This window comes from Alkalihalobacillus phoenicis (assembly GCF_047302405.1).
Taxonomy (GTDB): domain Bacteria; phylum Bacillota; class Bacilli; order Bacillales; family Bacillaceae_D; genus Alkalihalobacillus.
The window spans coordinates 2183690-2202192 of the sequence record NZ_CP154853.1 but is presented as its reverse complement, the minus strand read 5'-3'; the positions used below and the strand labels follow the sequence as shown (position 1 = coordinate 2202192).

Genomic DNA, 18503 nt, shown 5'->3' with positions numbered 1-18503 from the left:
TTGGCAAGAGCAAAAAGAGGTTTAACTGGAAAACAAAAAGCTGCGGTTCTCCTGATCTCCTTAGGACCTGATGTGGCAGCTAATGTTTATAAACATTTAAGAGAAGATGAAATTGAACAATTGACATTAGAAATCTCTAATGTCCGTAAAGTGGAAAGCGAATTAAAGGAAGAGATTTTAGAACAATTCCATTCTCTAGTATTGGCTCAGGATTATATTGCTCAAGGTGGAATTGGCTATGCCAAAAGTATATTAGAGAAGGCTCTTGGTGAACAAGCAGCGATGGATATTATTAATCGATTAACATCGACTTTACAAGTGCGCCCATTTGATTTTGCGAGAAAGGCAGAGCCTGCTCAAATTTTGAACTTTATTCAAAATGAGCATCCACAAACAATTGCCCTTATTTTATCTTATCTAGAAAGTGAGCAAGCCGGACAAATATTGTCTGAATTATCTCATGAGGTGCAAGCAGATGTTGCTAAACGAATCGCTTTAATGGACCGAACGTCACCCGAAATCATTAATGAAGTCGAAATGATTTTGGAGCAAAAACTGTCCGCGACCGTTACCCAAGATTATACGGATGCAGGTGGAATTGAGTCTGTTGTCGATGTTTTAAATAGTGTGGATCGGAGTACAGAACGTACGATTTTAGATGCGTTAGAAATTCAAGATCCAGAACTTGCTGATGAAATTAAAAAACGTATGTTTATATTCGAAGACATTGTGACCCTTGATAATCGCTCGATTCAACGAGTGATTCGTGATGTTGAAAACGATGATTTACAACTTGCTTTAAAAGTAGCGAGCGATGAAGTAAAAGATGTTGTTCTTAGCAATATGTCAAATCGAATGGCAGAAGCCTTTAAAGAAGAAATGGAATATATGGGGCCTGTTCGATTACGAGATGTAGAAGAGGCTCAATCACGTATTGTTACGATTATCCGTCGCTTAGAAGAAGCTGGTGAAATTGTTATAGCTCGTGGTGGAGGAGATGATATTGTTGTCTAATGTCATAAAGTCACCTCATACGAGTAAAACGGAAGGAAAAAAGATTATAATTCGGCCTCTTGAGCAATTTAATCCCGTCTTAAATGAAGTTAATTCGGAACTAAATGTAAATGAACAACAAAAAAAACAAGAAATCGAGTCTTTACTCCAACAGGCAGAAGATGAGGCGAAGCGTTTAAAAGAACAAGCTGAGTTAGAAATCGAACAAATGCAACTCCAACTAAACAAATCGCGGCAAAAGCAACTAGAAGAAATCGAACTCCTTAAAGAAGAAGCGATTCAATCAGGGTATCAAAGTGGCTTTGAACAAGGTAAAGAAGAAGCTTTTCGGCAGTATGAGCAAAAATTAGCGGAAGCTTCTCATATTATCGAAGTGGCTAAGCATGATTACAAACAAATGCTTTTAGAAGCAGAACCACAAATGATCGATATCGCACATCTTTTGGCGAAGCGAGTACTAGGTGAGAGACTTGAACTAAATACGGAACACTGGAATCAAATGCTAAAACAAGTGATGCAGGAAGTTAGAGAGCATGAAGAAGTGAAATTATACGTAACCCCCGCTTGGTATGAGCATACGGTTAAACAAAAAGAGGAATTGAAACAACTTTTAAGTCGGACGGAAACTCTATTTATTTACCCCGATCTCAATTTGCCGACGAATGGCTGTGTGGTTGAAACTCGTTTAGGAAGAATGGAAGCGACCCTTGATCGGCAATTACTAGAGTTGAAAAATCAACTGCAAGAAATATTAGAGGGGTTACATGAATGAATAAGCTTATCGCTGACAAAATAATGGAATTATCTCCTTATAAGTGGTACGGAAAAGTAACAAGAGTCGTCGGACTAACGATCGAAGCAAAAGGCCCTCAAGCATCAGTAGGTGAACTGTGTTATATCCTTGTTGGAAAAAAGTTTAATAAAAAAGTGAAGGCAGAGGTTGTTGGTTTTCGTGACGAAAATGTATTATTAATGCCTTTAAATTCTACGTCAGAGATTTCACCTGGTTGCCTTGTGGAGGCAACTGGAAAACCATTACAAGTAAAAGTCGGCTATTCTTTAATTGGGAAAGTGATTGATGGATGTGGTGAACTATTAGACGGAATGTCACTTCCTAAAGGGTTGACGTCTTTCCCGACTGAAAGTGCTCCTCCTAATCCTTTGTTACGGCCACGAATTACTGAGGCGATGAGTTTAGGAGTTCGAGCGATTGATACGTTTTTAACAGTTGGTAAAGGGCAACGTGTTGGGATTTTTGCCGGAAGTGGTGTCGGAAAAAGTACGCTAATGGCGATGATTGCCAAAAAGTCGGCTGCTGATATTAATGTCATTGCCCTTATCGGGGAACGTGGACGTGAAGTGAAAGATTTTATTGAGCGTGATTTAGGTGAAGATGGATTAAAAAATACGATTATGGTTGTAGCAACGTCTGATCAACCCGCATTAATGCGTATTAAAGGGGCGATGACGGCAACCGCAATTGCAGAATATTTTCGTGATCAAGGTTTAAATGTCAACTTGATGATGGATTCAGTCACAAGATTCGCCATGGCCCAACGAGAAATTGGACTAGCTATTGGTGAGCCACCAACAACTAAAGGATACACACCAAGTGTATTTGCGATGTTACCAAAATTATTGGAGCGTTCTGGAACGAGTGCTGACGGAAGTATTACGGCTTTTTATACGGTATTGGTTGATGGTGATGACATGAATGAACCGATCGCGGATGCCGTGCGTGGAATTTTAGATGGTCATTTTGTTTTAGAAAGACAGCTTGCCAATAAAGGACATTATCCAGCGATAAACATTTTAAAAAGTATTAGTCGGGTGATGGATGATATCGTCAGCAAGGAACATAAACAGATCGCTAAAAAGGTCAGAGGGGTTCTTTCTACCTACTTAGAAGCGGAGGATTTAATTCAAATTGGCGCTTATAAGAGAGGGTCATCACCAGATATTGACCAAGCAGTCGCTCTTTACCCTGATATTATCCAATTTTTGCAGCAAACGACCGAAGAAAATATTTCATTAACAGAATCGATCGAACGATTAGTTCAAAAGTTTGGTAAAGAGGTGTTGTAAAATGGCCTTCCACTTTTCTTTACAAAAAGTAATGGAATTAAAGGAAAGAGAAAAAAAAGAAGGGCAATCGATTTATTCAAAAGCAGTCGATGATTTTGAGCAGAAGGCAACGATTTTATACAACTTATTAAAGTCAAAAGAAAGTTTAGAAGACAATGCCCGAAATCGAATTCAAACAGGAATTACGATTGGGGATATTCAGCAGCAGCAATCTCAATTCCTCCGCTTGCAAGAAGAGATTAACAAACAACAAGTTAAAACTCAAATCGCTCGAAATAATATGCAAAAAAAACAGCAAGAGCTTGTGGAACGAACGATTGAGTTTAAAAAATATCAAAAAATGAAAGAACTCAAACATACAGCGTACGAACAAGAACAAACCCATTTAGAGAACGTTCTAATGGATGAAATGTCTGTTTTGATGTATTCCAAAAGGTAAAACAGGGTGATGGCGAATGAATGAAACGAAAAAGCAACGAAAAGGAACATGGTTTTTAATGGTGTTTATCATTCCGGCAGCCGTATTGTTAACAGTCGCTATCGTTTTGATGACGGTCGTAGAACACCCGACAATTAATCGAATGAAGGACATGGCTCGTTCACTACCGGTTATTTCAAATTTAACTGGAAATGAAGCTGAGGCTGAAATGAACGCACAAATTGAGCAATTACAACTTCAATTAAACGAGCACCAGCAACAATTAGCCACTCTTAATCAATTAATAGAAGAAAAAGACTTATTGATTACAGAGCTTGAACAAGAGAATGGGCAATTGCAAGAAGAAGTAGAACAAATGGAGCCGACACAAACAGCTGAACATACCAATCCTGGAAATTCTGCCAATGAAGTTGGCCAAATTTATGAAAATATGTCAGCTAAAAATGCTGCTCGTATCATTGCAGAGCTTTCGATTGACGAGACAATGGCTCACCTCATGCAAATCTCATCAGAACATCGAGGGAATATTATTGCTCGCTTAGATAGTGAAAGGGCAGCAGAAATTATGAACCGACTTGTAGATAATTAATTTCTACAAACATTTGAAAGAGGTAACTAAAAAAGTCTTGATTTTAACTTTCAAGAGAAAACCTAAGGTTATTAGGTTTCTTATTAGACTGGCGGTCATCGTTTTTTAAATTATCCATAACGGAGTAAGCTAACTAATGTAACCATATCTTAACGAGTAGACTGTTTTTCAATGCTTCTAATGGAAAGGAGGTGAGACAGTGCAGAACGTTGTAAATGTGGCTCCAACCAATCAAAATTCAATGCTTCAGCTTCTTGAAAAGCAGGGGGAAAAAGGAACTTCATCATCTTTTTCAGAGCTGTTAAATAAAACATTACAACCGACAAATCAATTAGTGAACTCTTCTGAGCCATTAACTGTTGCTAGCCAAGCTTTTTTAGATTGGTTAAAAGAGGATCCAGCTAATGAAAAAGAGCTTTCATTTAAACAAATGATTCATATTTTTAGTGGAAATGAAAGTATTGAACAGGCGGTTGAACTGGAAGAACAGTTATCGAATTGGCTCCTTCATATATTTCCACTAACAAACGAATTAGAAGTGGAACAACATAGAAACGGCACTTTTGTAAATGAATCCGAACTATTACTTGATTTTATCGAGCTTTTTCCCGAAGAGATTCTTATCGCCTTTGTTCAATCAAATCAAGAAGTTAATGATAAAAGTCCATCTCTCGTTCAGTTGGTTGCTACTTTTAATCAATTTCAAGTTAAAGACTGGTCAATGCTAGAGAACAAAGTGGCACAATTGTTAATGGAGAACGGTCCAAATGAACGATTAGAGCGTGCTCTTACGTTTATTCAACAACAGGTAGGACAGCAAGTTCAGCAGCCGACAGCTAAACAGGAGGCAATAGATGTTAAACAAGTGCTGACATACATAAAAGAACACTTGTTACAAATCAAACAAGATAGTGTGACTTCTTCTCAACCAAATACTGAGAGGCCAAAGGACGAACAGCTAGCTTTAGTTCAACGTTTAAATCAATCCCACCATACGATTGTCAATACGGTTCAACTAACTGGGGGAGAAGCAACTCAAGATCAAAAAGTTGCAGATATGCCTTTTGCTCAAACGATGTCACACGCTGAACAGGCAACGATTCGATTTGGTGTGAATCAAGAACCAGAAGTGATGCAAAAGCAATTTTTGAAGCAGCTCGAACAAATTTTCCAACGACAATTGTTATCGAGTAAGACAAATGGAGCAGCTAACACCATTCAAGTAAGACTTTATCCTGAACATTTAGGGAGATTAGATATTCAAATTGTTCAACAAGAAGGAAGTTTAGTCGCAAAAATTACTGCTCAAACAGGAAGTGCCCGGGAGTTAATTGAATCCCAAATTAACCAATTACGCCAGGCTTTACAGCAACAACAACTACAAGTGGAACGAATTGAAGTAACGGAAGAAAAGGAACGATTTGAACGAGAAAATGGACAATCTTCTCAGCAGAAAGAACAAGAGAAAGAGAAGCCAGTGTTTGAAAATGAAGAAGATGAAGCTAGTTTTTATGAATGGTTAGAGTCTTATTCGTTTGATGAGCAAGTGTAAGATAAAGGAGGGATAAGATGACAGCGATTAACAATAATTTGTGGCTCTCAAGTATTCAAAATCAACCGATGCAATCAAGTGGCTCTAATATGCTTGGGAAGGATGATTTTTTGAAACTTTTGATTACACAAATGCAAAACCAAGATCCGACAAACCCAATGGACGATCGTGAATTTATTTCACAAATGGCTCAATTTTCAAGTCTTGAACAAATGACGAATCTGAATCAATCGATGCAATATATGGTTGATATGCAAATCACGCAAAGTTTAGTTACTCATAGTCAATTGATTGGTAAAAATGTGCAATGGATGCAACTTGTTGATAGTGAGAATGGAGTCGGACACGATGTTCAATATTTAGAAAATGCTGTGAAGTCGGTCAAAATTGAAACAGACGGAAGTCTTCGTTTGTTATTAGATAATAATACGTGGATTAGTAATTTCCAATTAGTACAGGTTGAACCTGTTTCAACATCACCTGAACAACCTAGTTCAAATGTTGGTAAAGATGACACGGAGAACGAGGTGGAATAAGAGGGATGGATAAGAGAATATTAGCCTCCTTGCAAATGGTCCATCCGCATTCCCTTTCACAAAAGCATCCAACTAAGCGTTCAACTTCAGGAGAATTTAAGAGTCTTTTAGAAAAAGAGCTTGAACCAACGTCACCATTAAAAGTAAGTAAACATGCTGAAGGCCGTATGCTTGAGCGTGGCATTTTGATTAATGAAATGACATGGCAAAAAATAAGCGATAAAGTGCAACAAGCAAAAAAGATGGGGATTAATGACTCCCTTGTTTTAACGAGTGAGGCAGCTTTGATTATTAGCGCTAAAAATGAGACGGTTATTACGGCTTTAAAAAGAGAAGAAGCAAATGAACAAATTTTCACCAATATTAATGGAACGATTGTGATTGAGGAAAACACTAAATGATAAAAGCTGGACCTATTAAAGGAAGCTTTTATAACTGTTGAATGATTGATACAGTTAATTAAATGAGAAGGAAGTGTCCATATGTTACGTTCAATGTATTCTGGGATTTCAGGAATGAAAAACTCGCAAATTAAATTAGATACGATCGGAAACAATATCGCAAATGTGAATACGTTCGGTTTTAAAAAAGGGAGAACGACATTTTCTGATATGGTCTCTCAAGAATTATCAGGAGCTACAGCACCAGTTGCTGGTGGTCGTGGTGGGGTTAATTCAACTCAAGTAGGACTTGGAATGCAGCTTGCGTCTATTGATACGATTCATACGCAAGGAAGTTTACAAAATACGAGCCGTGCCTTAGATTTAGGAATTTCCGGTGATGGTTATTTCGTTGTTACAGATGGAGAAGCCGAGTATTACACGAGAGCCGGGAATTTCTATTTAGATGCTGCCGGGAATTTAGTCAACTCTAGTGGGCTTCAAGTATTAGATGTAAACCGGACACCCGTCAATTTTATCGACATTGCTGGTGATATAGATAATATTAAAAGTTTTTCGATTGGTGCAGATGGTTCCATTAACATTATTGATGCTGAAGGGGAATTGATTGAGACAGATGTACAAATTGGCTTAGCTAAATTCCCAAACGCTGAAGGTTTAGCCAAAGCAGGAGATAACTTATTTGTTACGACACCTAACTCTGGTGATGCCGGTGACTTAACAACTCCAGGTGCGAATGGTACGGGGACATTAGTTGCAGGTACGCTCGAAATGTCTAATGTAGATTTATCAGAAGAATTTACGGAAATGATTGTCGCTCAACGTGGATTCCAAGCAAATACAAGAATTATTACAACTTCTGATGATATTTTACAGGAGTTAATTAACTTAAAACGTTAATGGAGACATGAGTAAATGGAGACATGAGTAAATGGAGAAGGAGCAAGGGCTAGATTTAACTCTAGCCCATAAACATATGATGATTGAATTGATTCGCCTAAATGGTAAGCCTTTTTTATTAAATGCTTTACAAATTGAACAAATTGAAACTTTTCCAGATACGACGATTACACTACTAAGTGGAAAAAAAATAATCGTAAAAGATGATTTTAACGATGTTCATAAACGAATCAATCAACTTTATCAATCCATTGGTCTAGTTGGTCTTCAGAAAGAAATGGAGAACCGAGATGAAAAAGAATAAAATTCTAATGATCGTTATGATTATGCTCATTGCCTTAACATTGGTTGGGGTCGTTGCGATTGTTCTTTTAAGTCAATTGAATCAATCCGCATCAGCAACCGATGAAGCATCCATTGATCAAATCATAAATGTATCTTATGAAACGGAACAAATCGTTACGAATTTAAAATCAAATGATTACATTCGTGTTAGTTTTTTTATTCAATTGGATTCAGATGATTCGTTAAAGGAAGTCGAAAAAAGAGATTTTCAAATAAACAATTTGATTTTACGGTTATTATCAGAAAAAACAGCAAGTGAACTAGAGGGAAGAGAAGGAATGGAAGAGCTTGAAACACAGCTTAAAACAGAAATTAATCAATTTTTAAGTGCTGGAGAGGTTGTTCGTGTATATACAACGAGTTGGGTTATCCAATAACGAAGAATTAAACGAACTTTGTTTGGATGGATTGCGAGGTGAGTGCCGTGGCTGATGTATTGTCGCAAGGAGAAATCGATGCCTTATTATCGGCAATTTCGACAGGTGAAATGGATGCAGATGAATTAAAAAAAGAAGAATCAGAGAAAAGAATTAAAGTATATGATTTTAAACGGGCATTGCGATTTTCAAAGGATCAGATTCGTAGCATTACGAGAATCCATGAGAACTTCGCTAGGCTATTAACAACTTTTTTCTCCGCTCAATTGAGGACATATGTGCAAATTTCGGTAACCTCTGTGGATCAACTACCGTACGAGGAATTTGTCCGTTCCATTCCGAAAATGACGATCTTAAATGTTTTTCAACCAAAACCATTAGATGGACGTTTTATTATGGAAATTAATCCTCATATTGCTTATGCAATGCTTGATCGCCTATTAGGTGGTAAAGGTGTTAGTGTGAATAAAGTTGAAAATTTAACTGAAATAGAAACAAAAATAATGTCACAGTTGTTTCAGCGAACACTAGATAATTTTCAAGATGCCTGGGCTTCGATTGTTGAAATGGAACCAGAAATGGAGGACCTAGAAGTAAATCCTCAATTTTTACAAATGGTTTCACCCAATGAGACGGTCGTTGTTATTTCCTTATCAACGACGATTGCGGAAACATCAGGGATGATTAATCTTTGTCTACCACATGTCGTTTTAGAAGAGGTGCTTCCAAAACTATCTTTACATTATTGGATGCAAGAGAAGAAAAAAGAGCGAGAACCAAGAGAATTTATGAATCTTGAAACTAATATAAGGAAAGCACCATTGCTAATACAAGCAGAGTTAGGACGTTCGAATATTACGATTGAAGAATTTCTCCAACTAGATTATGGTGATGTGATTGAATTGGATCGTTTGATAACAGAGCCATTAACTGTCTATGTTGGTGGAGAAGCAAAATTTTATGCTCAACCAGGTAAAGCAAAAAAACAAATGGCTGTTCAAATAACCGAGCAGATTGAGGAGGCACTAAATGATGAGTGACGATATGCTTTCCCAAGAAGAAATTAACGCACTTTTACAAGGTATGACGGATGATAATAATGAAGATTTTACCCAATCTTCTTCATTATATGTTTCGGATTATTTATCAGATCTTGAAGAGGATGCTCTTGGAGAAATAGGTAATATTTCTTTTGGTAGTGCAGCGACGGCACTTTCAACTCTTTTAAATCAAAAGGTTGAAATTACTACCCCAAAAGTGAGCTTAATCGAACGAAAAGATTTAAATGAAGAATTTCCTAAACCTCATGTAGCGGTTCATGTTCAGTATACGGAAGGTTTTGAAGGAACTAATTTACTAGTCATTCATACAAATGATGCGGCTATTATTGCTGATTTAATGTTAGGTGGGGAAGGAAAGCCTTCAACTTCTGACTTAACGGAAATGCATTTAAGTGCGGTTCAAGAATCGATGAATCAAATGATGGGTTCTGCCTCAACTTCTATGTCAACGATCTTTAATAAAAAAGTCGACATTTCACCACCAAGTATTGATTTAATGGATGTTAAAAAAGGTGTAGGAGTGGAGCAATTACCTGATGAACAAACTTTAGTGAAAATTTCGTTTCGCTTAAAGGTTGGGGATTTAATTGATTCAAACATTATGCAATTAGTGACGGTTTCGTTTGCGAAAAAAATGATTGAAGAATTGATGAATCCAAGTGTTCATTTAAAAGAGGAGAAAAACGAGTTGTTTAATGAACCAGTGAATCGTGTGGAATCAAAAGATTTCATAGATAATGAGACTTCTTATCGTACAAAAGAAGAGTGGCATCAGCCGACTTCTAGACGTGAGCAACAGCATCTTGGAACAAAAGTCCCTAACCGAGAAGTAGATGTTCAACCAGCCGTATTTACTGATTTTGAACAACCTCCTCTACAAGATTCAGAGTCTCATAACTTAAATATGTTACTTGATATTCCACTTCAAGTGACGGTGGAATTAGGGAGAACAAAAAAATCAATCAAAGATATATTGGGGTTTACACAAGGCTCTATCATTGAATTAGACAAATTAGCGGGTGAACCGGTTGATATTTTAGTGAATCAAAAACTTGTGGCAAAAGGTGAAGTCGTTGTTATTGATGAGAATTTTGGTGTTCGTGTGACCGATATTATTAGTCAAGAACAGCGTGTCAAAAATTTAAAATAAGGAAGCAGTAGAAAGGTTGACGAAAATGAATAAGAATATTTTAATCGTGGATGATGCCGCATTTATGAGAATGATGATTAAAGATATATTAACAAAAGGTGGCTACAACATCGTCGGAGAAGCAGCAGATGGTGTTCAAGCTGTGGAAAAGTATAAGGAGTTAAAACCAGATCTAGTGACAATGGATATTACAATGCCTGAAAAAGATGGAATTGCCGCTTTAAAAGAAATAAAGGAACTTGATGCAAGTGCTAAAGTTATCATGTGTTCGGCGATGGGGCAGCAATCAATGGTTATTGACGCAATTCAAGCCGGAGCTAAAGATTTTATCGTGAAACCATTTCAATCTGATCGCGTTCTTGAAGCTATTAAGAAAACGTTTGGTTAATCGAAAATGAGGAGTGCACATCATTGTGATTCTTAAAATTGTAAAAGGCTGCTTATTCTTATTATTTGCCTTGGGCCTTTTTCCTTCGTCTGTCTTTGCTGACACGGAGGAAGTGAACCTTAAAGTCACGGAGGCACTAGAAAAAAGGAAACAAACTCCAGATGATGAACAACAAGTACAAAATCAAGAAACAGAGGAAGCGGCTGAGCCACTAGAGCAAACTCCATATGAAGTAGCAGAAAACGAAGAACCTTTAGTTGGGTTTGCGGATCAAAATTTATTTGCTTCTTTTTTTAAATTGTTTCTTGCATTTGGGTTTATCGTCTTTATTATTTATTTTGGATTACGATTTATTAATAAACGAACACAAAACTTCCGCTCAAGTCATTATTTACAAAATATGAGTGGTGTGTCACTAGGGGCTAATCGTTCGATCCAGTTAGTCCGAGTAGGTGATAAATTGTTAATTGTTGGAGTAGGTGAAACGATCCAACTGTTAAAAGAGATTGAGGACGAAGTGGAAATCAATAAAATTATTTCACAGCATGAGCAACATCTAAATAAGATGACGGACGTTCCTGTTGAGAAAGGGTTTAATTGGTTAAAAGAAACGATGTTTGGAGAAAGAGCTCTTCATTCTAAACAGTCATTAAACAATCGTGAGCATGATGACTTTAAACAAGTATTAGACAACCAGTTAAAGGAAGTCTCAAGTTCGCAAAAAAAGTTATATGATTCTTTGAAGGAGCGAGGCCGTAATGATTGATCTGATTGTGACACCCAATTTGATAACTGTACCTGGTATCGAGCCTGATTTTTTCTCAGACGAGCCAGCAAGTGTCGCAACGACGATTCAGCTTTTGCTTGTTTTAACGGTGTTATCGTTAGCTCCCGCAATATTGATTATGATGACCGCTTTTACGCGGATTGTAATCGTCTTATCTTTTGTAAGACAGGGACTTGCGACACAGTCGATGCCACCTAACCAAGTGTTAATTGGCCTCGCCTTATTTATTACGTTTTTTATCATGGCTCCAGTTTTGTCTGAAGTGAATGACCGAGCTTTAACGCCATTTTTGAATGATGAAATGACACAAGAAGAAGCATTAGCAGAAGCAGCTATACCAATGAAGGAGTTTATGGCGAAGCATACGAGAGAGAAGGATTTGGCTTTGTTTATGGGGTATGCTGGTTTAGATCAGCCTGAATCATTAGATGATATCCCACTTACGTCTCTAATCCCAGCTTTTGCCATTAGCGAACTGAAAACTGCCTTTCAAATCGGTTTTTTAATCTTTGTTCCGTTTTTAGTCATTGATATGATCGTTGCGAGTGTTTTAATGTCGATGGGGATGATGATGTTGCCCCCTGTTATGATTGCCTTGCCATTTAAAATCCTTTTGTTTGTATTAGTAGATGGCTGGTATTTAATTGTTGAATCATTATTATTAAGCTTTCGGTAAAAGGAAGGTGCTCTCATGAGCCAAGAATTTATAATCGGTTTAGCTGAAAATGGCGTATGGGTCGTCCTGCTTGTTGCTGGCCCCCTTTTACTAGTTGCATTAGGCTTAGGGTTACTCGTCAGTATTTTTCAAGCTACTACGCAAATCCAAGAACAAACATTAGCGTTTATTCCGAAAATTGTCGGCGTCTTATTTGCCTTAATTATTTTTGGGCCTTGGATGCTTTCACTGTTAACAGATTTTGCTCAAGATATTTTTAGTAATTTGTATCGGTTTATAGGTTAATGATGGAATGGATAAATGTAATACCTGGTTTTTTGTTAGTCCTAATGAGGGTGTTGGCTTTTATTGCGGTGCTGCCGATATACGGACATCGTACGATACCTGTCACTCATAAGATTGGCTTATCGGCCTTTTTGGCTTGGGTGATGATTTTTACGATTGATAATCCTGTTGTTGAGATTAATGGCACTTATTTTCTCTTAATTATAAAAGAAGTATTAGTCGGTTTAATGGTCGGCTTAATTGCGATGATCATGATGTATGCGATTCAAGTCGCCGGTGGTTTTATTGATATGAATATGGGTTTTTTAATTGCGAACGTCGTTGACCCCCAAACAGGGGCTCAGAGTCCATTAGTTGGGAGTTATTTATATACATTTGCGCTTCTATTTTTGTTGCTTATAAACGGGCATCATTTAATGCTAGATGGTGTTTTTTATAGTTATCAGTTTATTCCACTTGATCAAGTATTTTTACCGTTTGGTGATGAAGCAGTTGTTTATTTTGTTGCCGAAAGTTTTGCGAAGATGTTTATGATTGCTTTTCAAATGGCTTTGCCGATTGTAGGTTCGTTATTTTTAGTCGATGTTGCTTTAGGGATGGTATCAAGAACCGTTCCACAAATGAATGTCTTTGTCGTAGGGATGCCTTTAAAGATTCTTGTTGGTTTACTGTTGTTAACGGTTTTTATGGGCGTTTTCTTTATGGGAGTACAAGCACTAATGAATGAAATGATTGTCACGATGAGAACTCTGATGCAAATGCTAGGAGGGGGATAAGGTTGTTATATGTAAAAATAAACCTTCAATATTTTGCGGAAGAGAAGACTGAAAAAGCTACCCCAAAAAAGCGTCAAGACTCTAGAAGAAAAGGGCAAGTGGCCAAAAGTACGGATGTGAATACGGCTTTTATTCTGCTCGCTGTTTTTCTTTTTCTTTGGTTATTTGGTGGCCGTATGCTTGGTCAAGCTATGTATGATTTTTTCAGGCAAAATTTTCAAACGTATTTATTAATGGATCTAACAGCTAAAAACTTAGAGGTTATGTTTTTGGATATCATTTTCCAAGTAGCAGTAGTTTTATTGCCGATCATGTTAATGGCACTAGTTGCAGGAGTTTTTGCTAGCTTTATTCAAGTAGGGGTGATGTTTACGACAGAGCCTTTGAAATTCAATTTAACTAAAATTGACCCAATAAAAGGGGCTAAACGTATTTTTTCAGTACGTGCCTTAGTGGAATTAAGTAAATCTTTATTAAAAATTGGTTTTGTTGGCCTGATTGTTTTTTTAATGATTTGGTTTAACCTCGATGAAGTGATGTTATTGTCGCAAAAATCGGTTCATAATGGTTTTTATTTAATCGCCAATCTAACCGCTCAAATGGGAATGGTCGTTGCGGTGCTTTTATTGCTTTTGTCGGTGCCTGATTATTTGTATCAACGTTATGATACAGAAAAACAAATGCGCATGTCGAAAAAAGATATTAAAGATGAGCATAAAAATATGGAAGGTGATCCGAGAATTAAGTCCAAACGAAAGCAAAAGCAAATGGAAATGGCGATGCAAAGAATGATGCAAGAAGTACCAAAAGCAGACGTTGTGATTACAAACCCAACGCATTTTGCTGTTGCGTTAAAATATGATGAAGCCGTTTCTGATGCACCGATCGTTGTCGCAAAAGGGGTCGATTATGTTGCTCAAAAAATCAAAAGCATTGCGAATGAGCATGAAGTCACTTTAGTTGAAAATAAACCATTAGCAAGAGCTTTGTACAGCCAAGCTGAAATTGGAGACCAAGTTCCTGAAGATTTATTTAAAGCCATTGCCGAAGTATTAGCCTATGTTTATCGCTTAAAAAATAAACAGGTTGGAAAGTAGGGAGACATGTTGTGAAACTAAAAGAATTATCTGTATTACTCGGTGTTATTTTTATTGTCATTATGCTAATTATTCCGCTCCCAACAGGGCTTATTGATTTTTTAATTATTTTAAATATCTCTCTCTCCCTTATTATTATTTTAGTAGCGATGAGCACTAAGGACTCTTTGCAGTTCTCGATTTTTCCGACCTTGCTATTACTTGTTACTTTGTTCCGAATCGGGTTAAGTGTTTCGACGATTCGTTCAATTTTATCAAAAGCTGATGCCGGAAATGTCATTGATACATTTGGTAATTATGTTGTCGGTGGAAATACCCTCGTCGGGTTCGTTGTATTTATGGTTTTAGTCCTGATTCAATTTATTGTTATTACAAAAGGGGCAGAAAGGGTTTCGGAGGTTGGAGCTCGTTTCACTTTAGATGCGATGCCAGGAAAACAAATGAGTATCGATGCAGATTTAAATGCGGGTCTTATTTCCGACCAAGAGGCCAAAAATCGCCGTGAACGTATTGAAAAAGAAGCTGATTTTTATGGGGCGATGGATGGGGCAAGTAAATTTGTTAAAGGGGATGCTATCGCTAGTATCGTGATCGTTTTTATCTCGATGATTTTTGGTTTAATTATTGGGATGATGCAAATGGGCATGGACCTTGGTACGGCGGCTCAAACATATACGGTTCTTACGATCGGTGATGGACTTGTTACACAAATTCCGGCATTACTTATTTCTACTGCGACCGGTATTATAGTGACTCGTGCAGCATCTAACGGTTCTTTAGGTGAGGATATTACTTCTCAACTTTTTGCCTATCCTAAAATGCTCTATGTGGCGGCCATCACGATCTTTTTATTAGGGGTTATCACACCGATTGATAAATTCATTACCTTTACAGTCGCTGCAATGATCGCCGGGGGTGCTTTTCAATTAACGCGAATTGAGAAGAAAACGTTACAAGAAGAAACAGCTGCGGCAGATGAGGCAGAACCGGAAGAGGATATGAAATCACCAGAAAGTGTCATAAGTTTGTTACAAATAGAGCCGATTGAATTTGAATTTGGTTATGGGCTTATTCCTTTAGCTGATACGAATCAAGGGGGAGATATGTTAGACCGAGTCGTAATGATTCGTCGTCAACTTGCTCTTGAGCTTGGAATGGTCGTTCCTGTTATACGAATCAGGGATAATATCCAACTCCAGCCAAATGAATATGTCATTAAAATTAAAGGAAATGAAATCTCCAAAGGGGAGCTTTTACTCGATCATTATATGGCGATGAGCCCAGGTGTTGATGATGAATCCATTGTTGGGATTGAAACGATTGAACCTGCCTTTGGTTTACCGGCGATTTGGATCGGTGAAGAAATGAAGGAGCAAGCTGAATTATCGGGTTATACGGTTGTTGATCCTCCGTCTGTCGTTTCAACCCATTTAACGGAAATTATTAAACGTCATGCTTTTGAACTATTAGGACGCCAGGAAACAAAGCAACTAGTTGATCATTTAAAAGAGTCGTATCCAGCCCTTGTTGAAGAAATTACTCCAAATCATTTATCGATTGGTGAGATTCAAAAAGTGTTAAAAAACTTACTAAAAGAAAACATTTCGATTCGAAATTTACCTGTTATCTTTGAAACATTAGCTGATTATGGTCCAATGACAAAAGATATGGGTTTGATTACGGAATATGTAAGGCAGTCTTTATCAAGGCAGATTACGAAACAAATGACGACCCCAGGTGAACCGTTGTATGTGATTACTTTAAGTGGTGTCGTAGAAAAGAAAATTGCTGATGCAATTCAACAAACCGAGCATGGGAATTTTGTTTCAATGGATCCGAATGATTCTCAAATGATTTTACAAGCAGCGGCCGAAGAAACGGAAAGACTTTCACAAATGGGGCAAATGCCTGTTATCTTATGTTCACCGGCCGTTCGTATGTATGTAAGGCAGTTATTTGAAAGGTATTTACCGCAAATTCCAGTGCTTTCTTATAATGAATTAGAAGCAAATGTCGAAGTTCAAAGTGTAGGAGTGGTGAACCCATCATGAAAGTAAAAAAATACATGGTCACGTCGATGGCTGAAGCAAGGGATCAGATACAAGCGGAGTTAGGGCATGATGCGGTTATATTACATTCGAAAGAAGTCGAGACCGGAGGGTTTTTAGGTTTTTTTACAAAAAGAAAATTCGAGGTCATTGCTGCAATTGACCCGAAACCACCGCAAAAAAGAAAGCCAACTTTAGAGGTACCGGTGAAACAAGAAGAAACACAACCAATTGTTCCACTCAAAAAAGAAACAACGGGTGCCATCAGCGAGGAAATTAGCGCGATAAAAGAAATGATTGAACAGATGTCATCCGGTTATAAAGCAAGTGAATATCCAGACGGTATTGATGAACTCTCAAAAGAGCTCATCACACATGGTGTGTCAGATTCCATTCGTTACAGACTAATGAAAAAGCTGATGGAACAATATGTGATAACAGTCGATCAATCATCCTCTTTGCATAAAAAAGAAAAGTGGAGAGAGCAGTTAAAAGGGTTATTACTTAACGAATTACAGTCGTATCCAATAGAAGCGATACCATTCAATAAACAAGTTTTACAGCTCGTTGGGCCTACCGGTGTTGGCAAAACGACAACGATTGCTAAATTGGCAGCAGAAGCGACGTTAAAAAAACAATTAAAAGTTGCTTTAATTACGACTGATACGTATCGAATTGCTGCTGTTGAACAATTAAAAACCTATGCAAAAATATTAGAGCTACCTTTAGAAGTTGCTTATACGATTGACGATTTACAAAAAGCAAAAGAAAGATTTAAAGAGTATGATTTGATTATGATCGATTCGGCTGGTCGAAATTTTACGGACAAAGCGTATGTCGAAGAATTATCAAAGGTTATTGACTTTCAAGCCGAAGCAACTACTTGTCTTGTTCTTTCATTAACCTCTAAATACGAAGATATGAAAAAAATCATCGAGCAGTTTTCATTAGTTCAAATGGAACAAGTTATTTTTACAAAATTAGATGAAACGACATCTCTAGGAGCTTTATTGAATATTCCACTTGAAAAAAAGTTAGGCATTGCCTATATAAGTAATGGTCAAAACGTGCCAGATGATTTATTTACTCCGACGGCTTCATTTATCGTTGAGCAAGTATTAAGAGGTACCGAGCATGACTGATCAAGCAGAAAAATTAAGAATGATGGTCCAACAATCTCAAAAGTCTCATGCAAAAGTGATAGCTGTTATAAGTGGGAAAGGTGGCGTTGGAAAGTCGAATGTATCCTTAAATTTTGCTCTCTCGCTCATTCAGCAACAATTAAAAGTGGCTGTGATTGATTTAGATATCGGAATGGGCAATTTAGAAATTTTGCTTGGGAAACCAGCTAAATATAGCATTGTTGATATGTTGGAAAGAGATTTATTAATTTCGGATATTCAAGAAGAAGGGCCTGGTCACCTAACCTTTATAGCAGGTGGAACGGGCCTGTCAGAACTAGTGAAATTAAATGAAACGAAGCTACAGAAATTCAGTGAACAGTTAACACAGTTAAGTTTGACGAATGATTACATTTTATTGGATTTAGGGGCGGGATTGACCGAAGAGACATTTGGGTTTATTTTAGCAGCTGATGAAGTGTTTGTTGTGACAACACCAGAGCCTACAGCTGTCACAGATGCGTATTCGATCATTAAATATTTGACATCAAAAGACCAACAAAAACCCCTTCACCTCTTAGTTAATAAAGTAGATTCTGAAAAGGAAGGGAGGCAAACGGCTTTCAACTTGCAGCAAGTAGCAAAACGATTTCTCAACAAAGAAATTGAAATGCTTGGTCAATTACCTAATGATCCGCAGGTAAGTAAGGCCGTTAAAGCCCAAACCCCCTTTATAATATATGATCAAAAATCAAAGGTTAGTAAATCTCTAAAAAAAATTGTCGCTACTTATTTGGGAAAAGATAAATCAACCATTAAGTCGGTTGGATTTGTCCAAAAAATTCAATCATGGTTTATCGCAAAATAAAATGACAA

At 37.3% G+C, this 18503-nt stretch carries 22 protein-coding genes; all 22 read left to right on the top strand.

Annotated elements, in window-relative coordinates:
• The 22 genes from fliG to AA0017_RS10345 all read left to right on the top strand — a co-directional run bounded on the left by fliG (window position 1) and on the right by AA0017_RS10345 (window position 18495).
• The gene (gene fliG / locus AA0017_RS10450; RefSeq protein WP_413381622.1) at window positions 1–1014 is read left to right on the top strand and encodes a flagellar motor switch protein FliG; all 1014 of its coding nucleotides are present in this window, start codon (window positions 1–3) and stop codon (window positions 1012–1014) included.
• Complete coding sequence (gene fliH, locus AA0017_RS10445; RefSeq protein WP_413381619.1) at window positions 1007–1786, top strand: flagellar assembly protein FliH; 780 nt, start codon at window positions 1007–1009, stop codon at window positions 1784–1786. The genes fliG and fliH overlap by 8 nt, the downstream gene beginning before the upstream one ends.
• On the top strand, window positions 1783–3099 hold the full coding sequence (gene fliI, locus AA0017_RS10440) for a flagellar protein export ATPase FliI (protein ID WP_413381616.1): 1317 nt from the start codon (window positions 1783–1785) through the stop codon (window positions 3097–3099). The genes fliH and fliI overlap by 4 nt, the downstream gene beginning before the upstream one ends.
• A gap of 1 nt (window position 3100) precedes the next feature.
• Window positions 3101–3538 carry a flagellar export protein FliJ gene (gene fliJ / locus AA0017_RS10435; protein ID WP_413381614.1) on the top strand — a complete coding sequence of 146 codons (438 nt, stop codon included), beginning with the start codon at window positions 3101–3103 and terminating at the stop codon, window positions 3536–3538.
• Between the two features lie 16 nt (window positions 3539–3554).
• Entirely contained in the window at window positions 3555–4127 is a 573-nt protein-coding gene (locus AA0017_RS10430) for a magnesium transporter MgtE N-terminal domain-containing protein (RefSeq protein ID WP_413381612.1), read from the top strand.
• A gap of 199 nt (window positions 4128–4326) precedes the next feature.
• Complete coding sequence (locus tag AA0017_RS10425) at window positions 4327–5679, top strand: flagellar hook-length control protein FliK (protein ID WP_413381609.1); 1353 nt, start codon at window positions 4327–4329, stop codon at window positions 5677–5679.
• A 17-nt stretch (window positions 5680–5696) separates the two neighbouring features.
• Window positions 5697–6215, top strand: coding sequence for a flagellar hook assembly protein FlgD (gene flgD / locus AA0017_RS10420; RefSeq protein WP_413381606.1), 519 nt, complete (start codon window positions 5697–5699; stop codon window positions 6213–6215).
• A 5-nt stretch (window positions 6216–6220) separates the two neighbouring features.
• A complete protein-coding gene (locus AA0017_RS10415; protein WP_413381603.1) occupies window positions 6221–6616 on the top strand; it encodes a TIGR02530 family flagellar biosynthesis protein in 396 nt (131 codons plus the stop codon).
• 81 nt (window positions 6617–6697) lie between these two features.
• Window positions 6698–7516: a flagellar basal body rod protein FlgG gene (flgG, locus tag AA0017_RS10410; protein ID WP_413381600.1), complete on the top strand. Its 819-nt coding sequence runs from the start codon at window positions 6698–6700 to the stop codon at window positions 7514–7516.
• Between the two features lie 31 nt (window positions 7517–7547).
• Window positions 7548–7820, top strand: coding sequence for a flagellar FlbD family protein (locus AA0017_RS10405; protein ID WP_413381597.1), 273 nt, complete (start codon window positions 7548–7550; stop codon window positions 7818–7820).
• Complete coding sequence (fliL, locus tag AA0017_RS10400) at window positions 7807–8238, top strand: flagellar basal body-associated protein FliL (RefSeq protein ID WP_413381594.1); 432 nt, start codon at window positions 7807–7809, stop codon at window positions 8236–8238. The genes AA0017_RS10405 and fliL overlap by 14 nt, the downstream gene beginning before the upstream one ends.
• 47 nt (window positions 8239–8285) lie before the next feature.
• Complete coding sequence (fliM, locus tag AA0017_RS10395) at window positions 8286–9278, top strand: flagellar motor switch protein FliM (RefSeq protein ID WP_413381591.1); 993 nt, start codon at window positions 8286–8288, stop codon at window positions 9276–9278.
• Window positions 9268–10449: a flagellar motor switch phosphatase FliY gene (fliY, locus tag AA0017_RS10390; protein WP_413381588.1), complete on the top strand. Its 1182-nt coding sequence runs from the start codon at window positions 9268–9270 to the stop codon at window positions 10447–10449. The genes fliM and fliY overlap by 11 nt, the downstream gene beginning before the upstream one ends.
• A gap of 25 nt (window positions 10450–10474) precedes the next feature.
• Entirely contained in the window at window positions 10475–10837 is a 363-nt protein-coding gene (locus AA0017_RS10385; RefSeq protein ID WP_413381585.1) for a response regulator, read from the top strand.
• A gap of 25 nt (window positions 10838–10862) precedes the next feature.
• Window positions 10863–11603, top strand: a complete 741-nt coding sequence (locus AA0017_RS10380) for a flagellar biosynthetic protein FliO (RefSeq protein WP_413381583.1) — start codon at window positions 10863–10865, stop codon at window positions 11601–11603.
• Window positions 11596–12300 (top strand): flagellar type III secretion system pore protein FliP, encoded by a 705-nt coding sequence (gene fliP, locus AA0017_RS10375; RefSeq protein ID WP_413381581.1) that lies wholly within the window; start codon window positions 11596–11598, stop codon window positions 12298–12300. Before AA0017_RS10380 ends, fliP begins: the two co-directional genes overlap by 8 nt.
• A 15-nt stretch (window positions 12301–12315) precedes the next feature.
• Window positions 12316–12585 (top strand): flagellar biosynthesis protein FliQ, encoded by a 270-nt coding sequence (gene fliQ / locus AA0017_RS10370; protein WP_413381579.1) that lies wholly within the window; start codon window positions 12316–12318, stop codon window positions 12583–12585.
• Window positions 12585–13361 carry a flagellar biosynthetic protein FliR gene (gene fliR, locus AA0017_RS10365; RefSeq protein ID WP_413381577.1) on the top strand — a complete coding sequence of 259 codons (777 nt, stop codon included), beginning with the start codon at window positions 12585–12587 and terminating at the stop codon, window positions 13359–13361. Before fliQ ends, fliR begins: the two co-directional genes overlap by 1 nt.
• 2 nt (window positions 13362–13363) lie before the next feature.
• Window positions 13364–14458 (top strand): flagellar biosynthesis protein FlhB, encoded by a 1095-nt coding sequence (flhB, locus tag AA0017_RS10360; RefSeq protein WP_413381575.1) that lies wholly within the window; start codon window positions 13364–13366, stop codon window positions 14456–14458.
• An 11-nt stretch (window positions 14459–14469) separates the two neighbouring features.
• The gene (gene flhA / locus AA0017_RS10355) at window positions 14470–16509 is read left to right on the top strand and encodes a flagellar biosynthesis protein FlhA (RefSeq protein ID WP_413381573.1); all 2040 of its coding nucleotides are present in this window, start codon (window positions 14470–14472) and stop codon (window positions 16507–16509) included.
• Window positions 16506–17648 (top strand): flagellar biosynthesis protein FlhF, encoded by a 1143-nt coding sequence (flhF, locus tag AA0017_RS10350; protein WP_413381571.1) that lies wholly within the window; start codon window positions 16506–16508, stop codon window positions 17646–17648. Before flhA ends, flhF begins: the two co-directional genes overlap by 4 nt.
• Window positions 17641–18495, top strand: a complete 855-nt coding sequence (locus AA0017_RS10345) for a MinD/ParA family protein (protein WP_413381569.1) — start codon at window positions 17641–17643, stop codon at window positions 18493–18495. Before flhF ends, AA0017_RS10345 begins: the two co-directional genes overlap by 8 nt.
• Window positions 18496–18503 lie beyond the last annotated feature (8 nt).

Bases quoted from the DNA above. Each gene is read 5' to 3' on its own strand.
- fliJ (WP_413381614.1), top strand. From the start codon at position 3,101: ATGGCCTTCCACTTTTCTTTACAAAAAGTAATGGAATTAAAGGAAAGA.
- flgD (WP_413381606.1), top strand. From the start codon at position 5,697: ATGACAGCGATTAACAATAATTTGTGGCTCTCAAGTATTCAAAATCAA.
- fliI (WP_413381616.1), top strand. From the start codon at position 1,783: ATGAATAAGCTTATCGCTGACAAAATAATGGAATTATCTCCTTATAAG.
- AA0017_RS10415 (WP_413381603.1), top strand. From the start codon at position 6,221: ATGGATAAGAGAATATTAGCCTCCTTGCAAATGGTCCATCCGCATTCC.
- flhF (WP_413381571.1), top strand. From the start codon at position 16,506: ATGAAAGTAAAAAAATACATGGTCACGTCGATGGCTGAAGCAAGGGAT.
- fliY (WP_413381588.1), top strand. From the start codon at position 9,268: ATGATGAGTGACGATATGCTTTCCCAAGAAGAAATTAACGCACTTTTA.
- fliL (WP_413381594.1), top strand. From the start codon at position 7,807: ATGAAAAAGAATAAAATTCTAATGATCGTTATGATTATGCTCATTGCC.
- AA0017_RS10385 (WP_413381585.1), top strand. From the start codon at position 10,475: ATGAATAAGAATATTTTAATCGTGGATGATGCCGCATTTATGAGAATG.
- AA0017_RS10345 (WP_413381569.1), top strand. From the start codon at position 17,641: ATGACTGATCAAGCAGAAAAATTAAGAATGATGGTCCAACAATCTCAA.
- AA0017_RS10430 (WP_413381612.1), top strand. From the start codon at position 3,555: ATGAATGAAACGAAAAAGCAACGAAAAGGAACATGGTTTTTAATGGTG.
- flgG (WP_413381600.1), top strand. From the start codon at position 6,698: ATGTTACGTTCAATGTATTCTGGGATTTCAGGAATGAAAAACTCGCAA.
- AA0017_RS10405 (WP_413381597.1), top strand. From the start codon at position 7,548: ATGGAGAAGGAGCAAGGGCTAGATTTAACTCTAGCCCATAAACATATG.
- fliQ (WP_413381579.1), top strand. From the start codon at position 12,316: ATGAGCCAAGAATTTATAATCGGTTTAGCTGAAAATGGCGTATGGGTC.
- fliR (WP_413381577.1), top strand. From the start codon at position 12,585: ATGATGGAATGGATAAATGTAATACCTGGTTTTTTGTTAGTCCTAATG.
- fliP (WP_413381581.1), top strand. From the start codon at position 11,596: ATGATTGATCTGATTGTGACACCCAATTTGATAACTGTACCTGGTATC.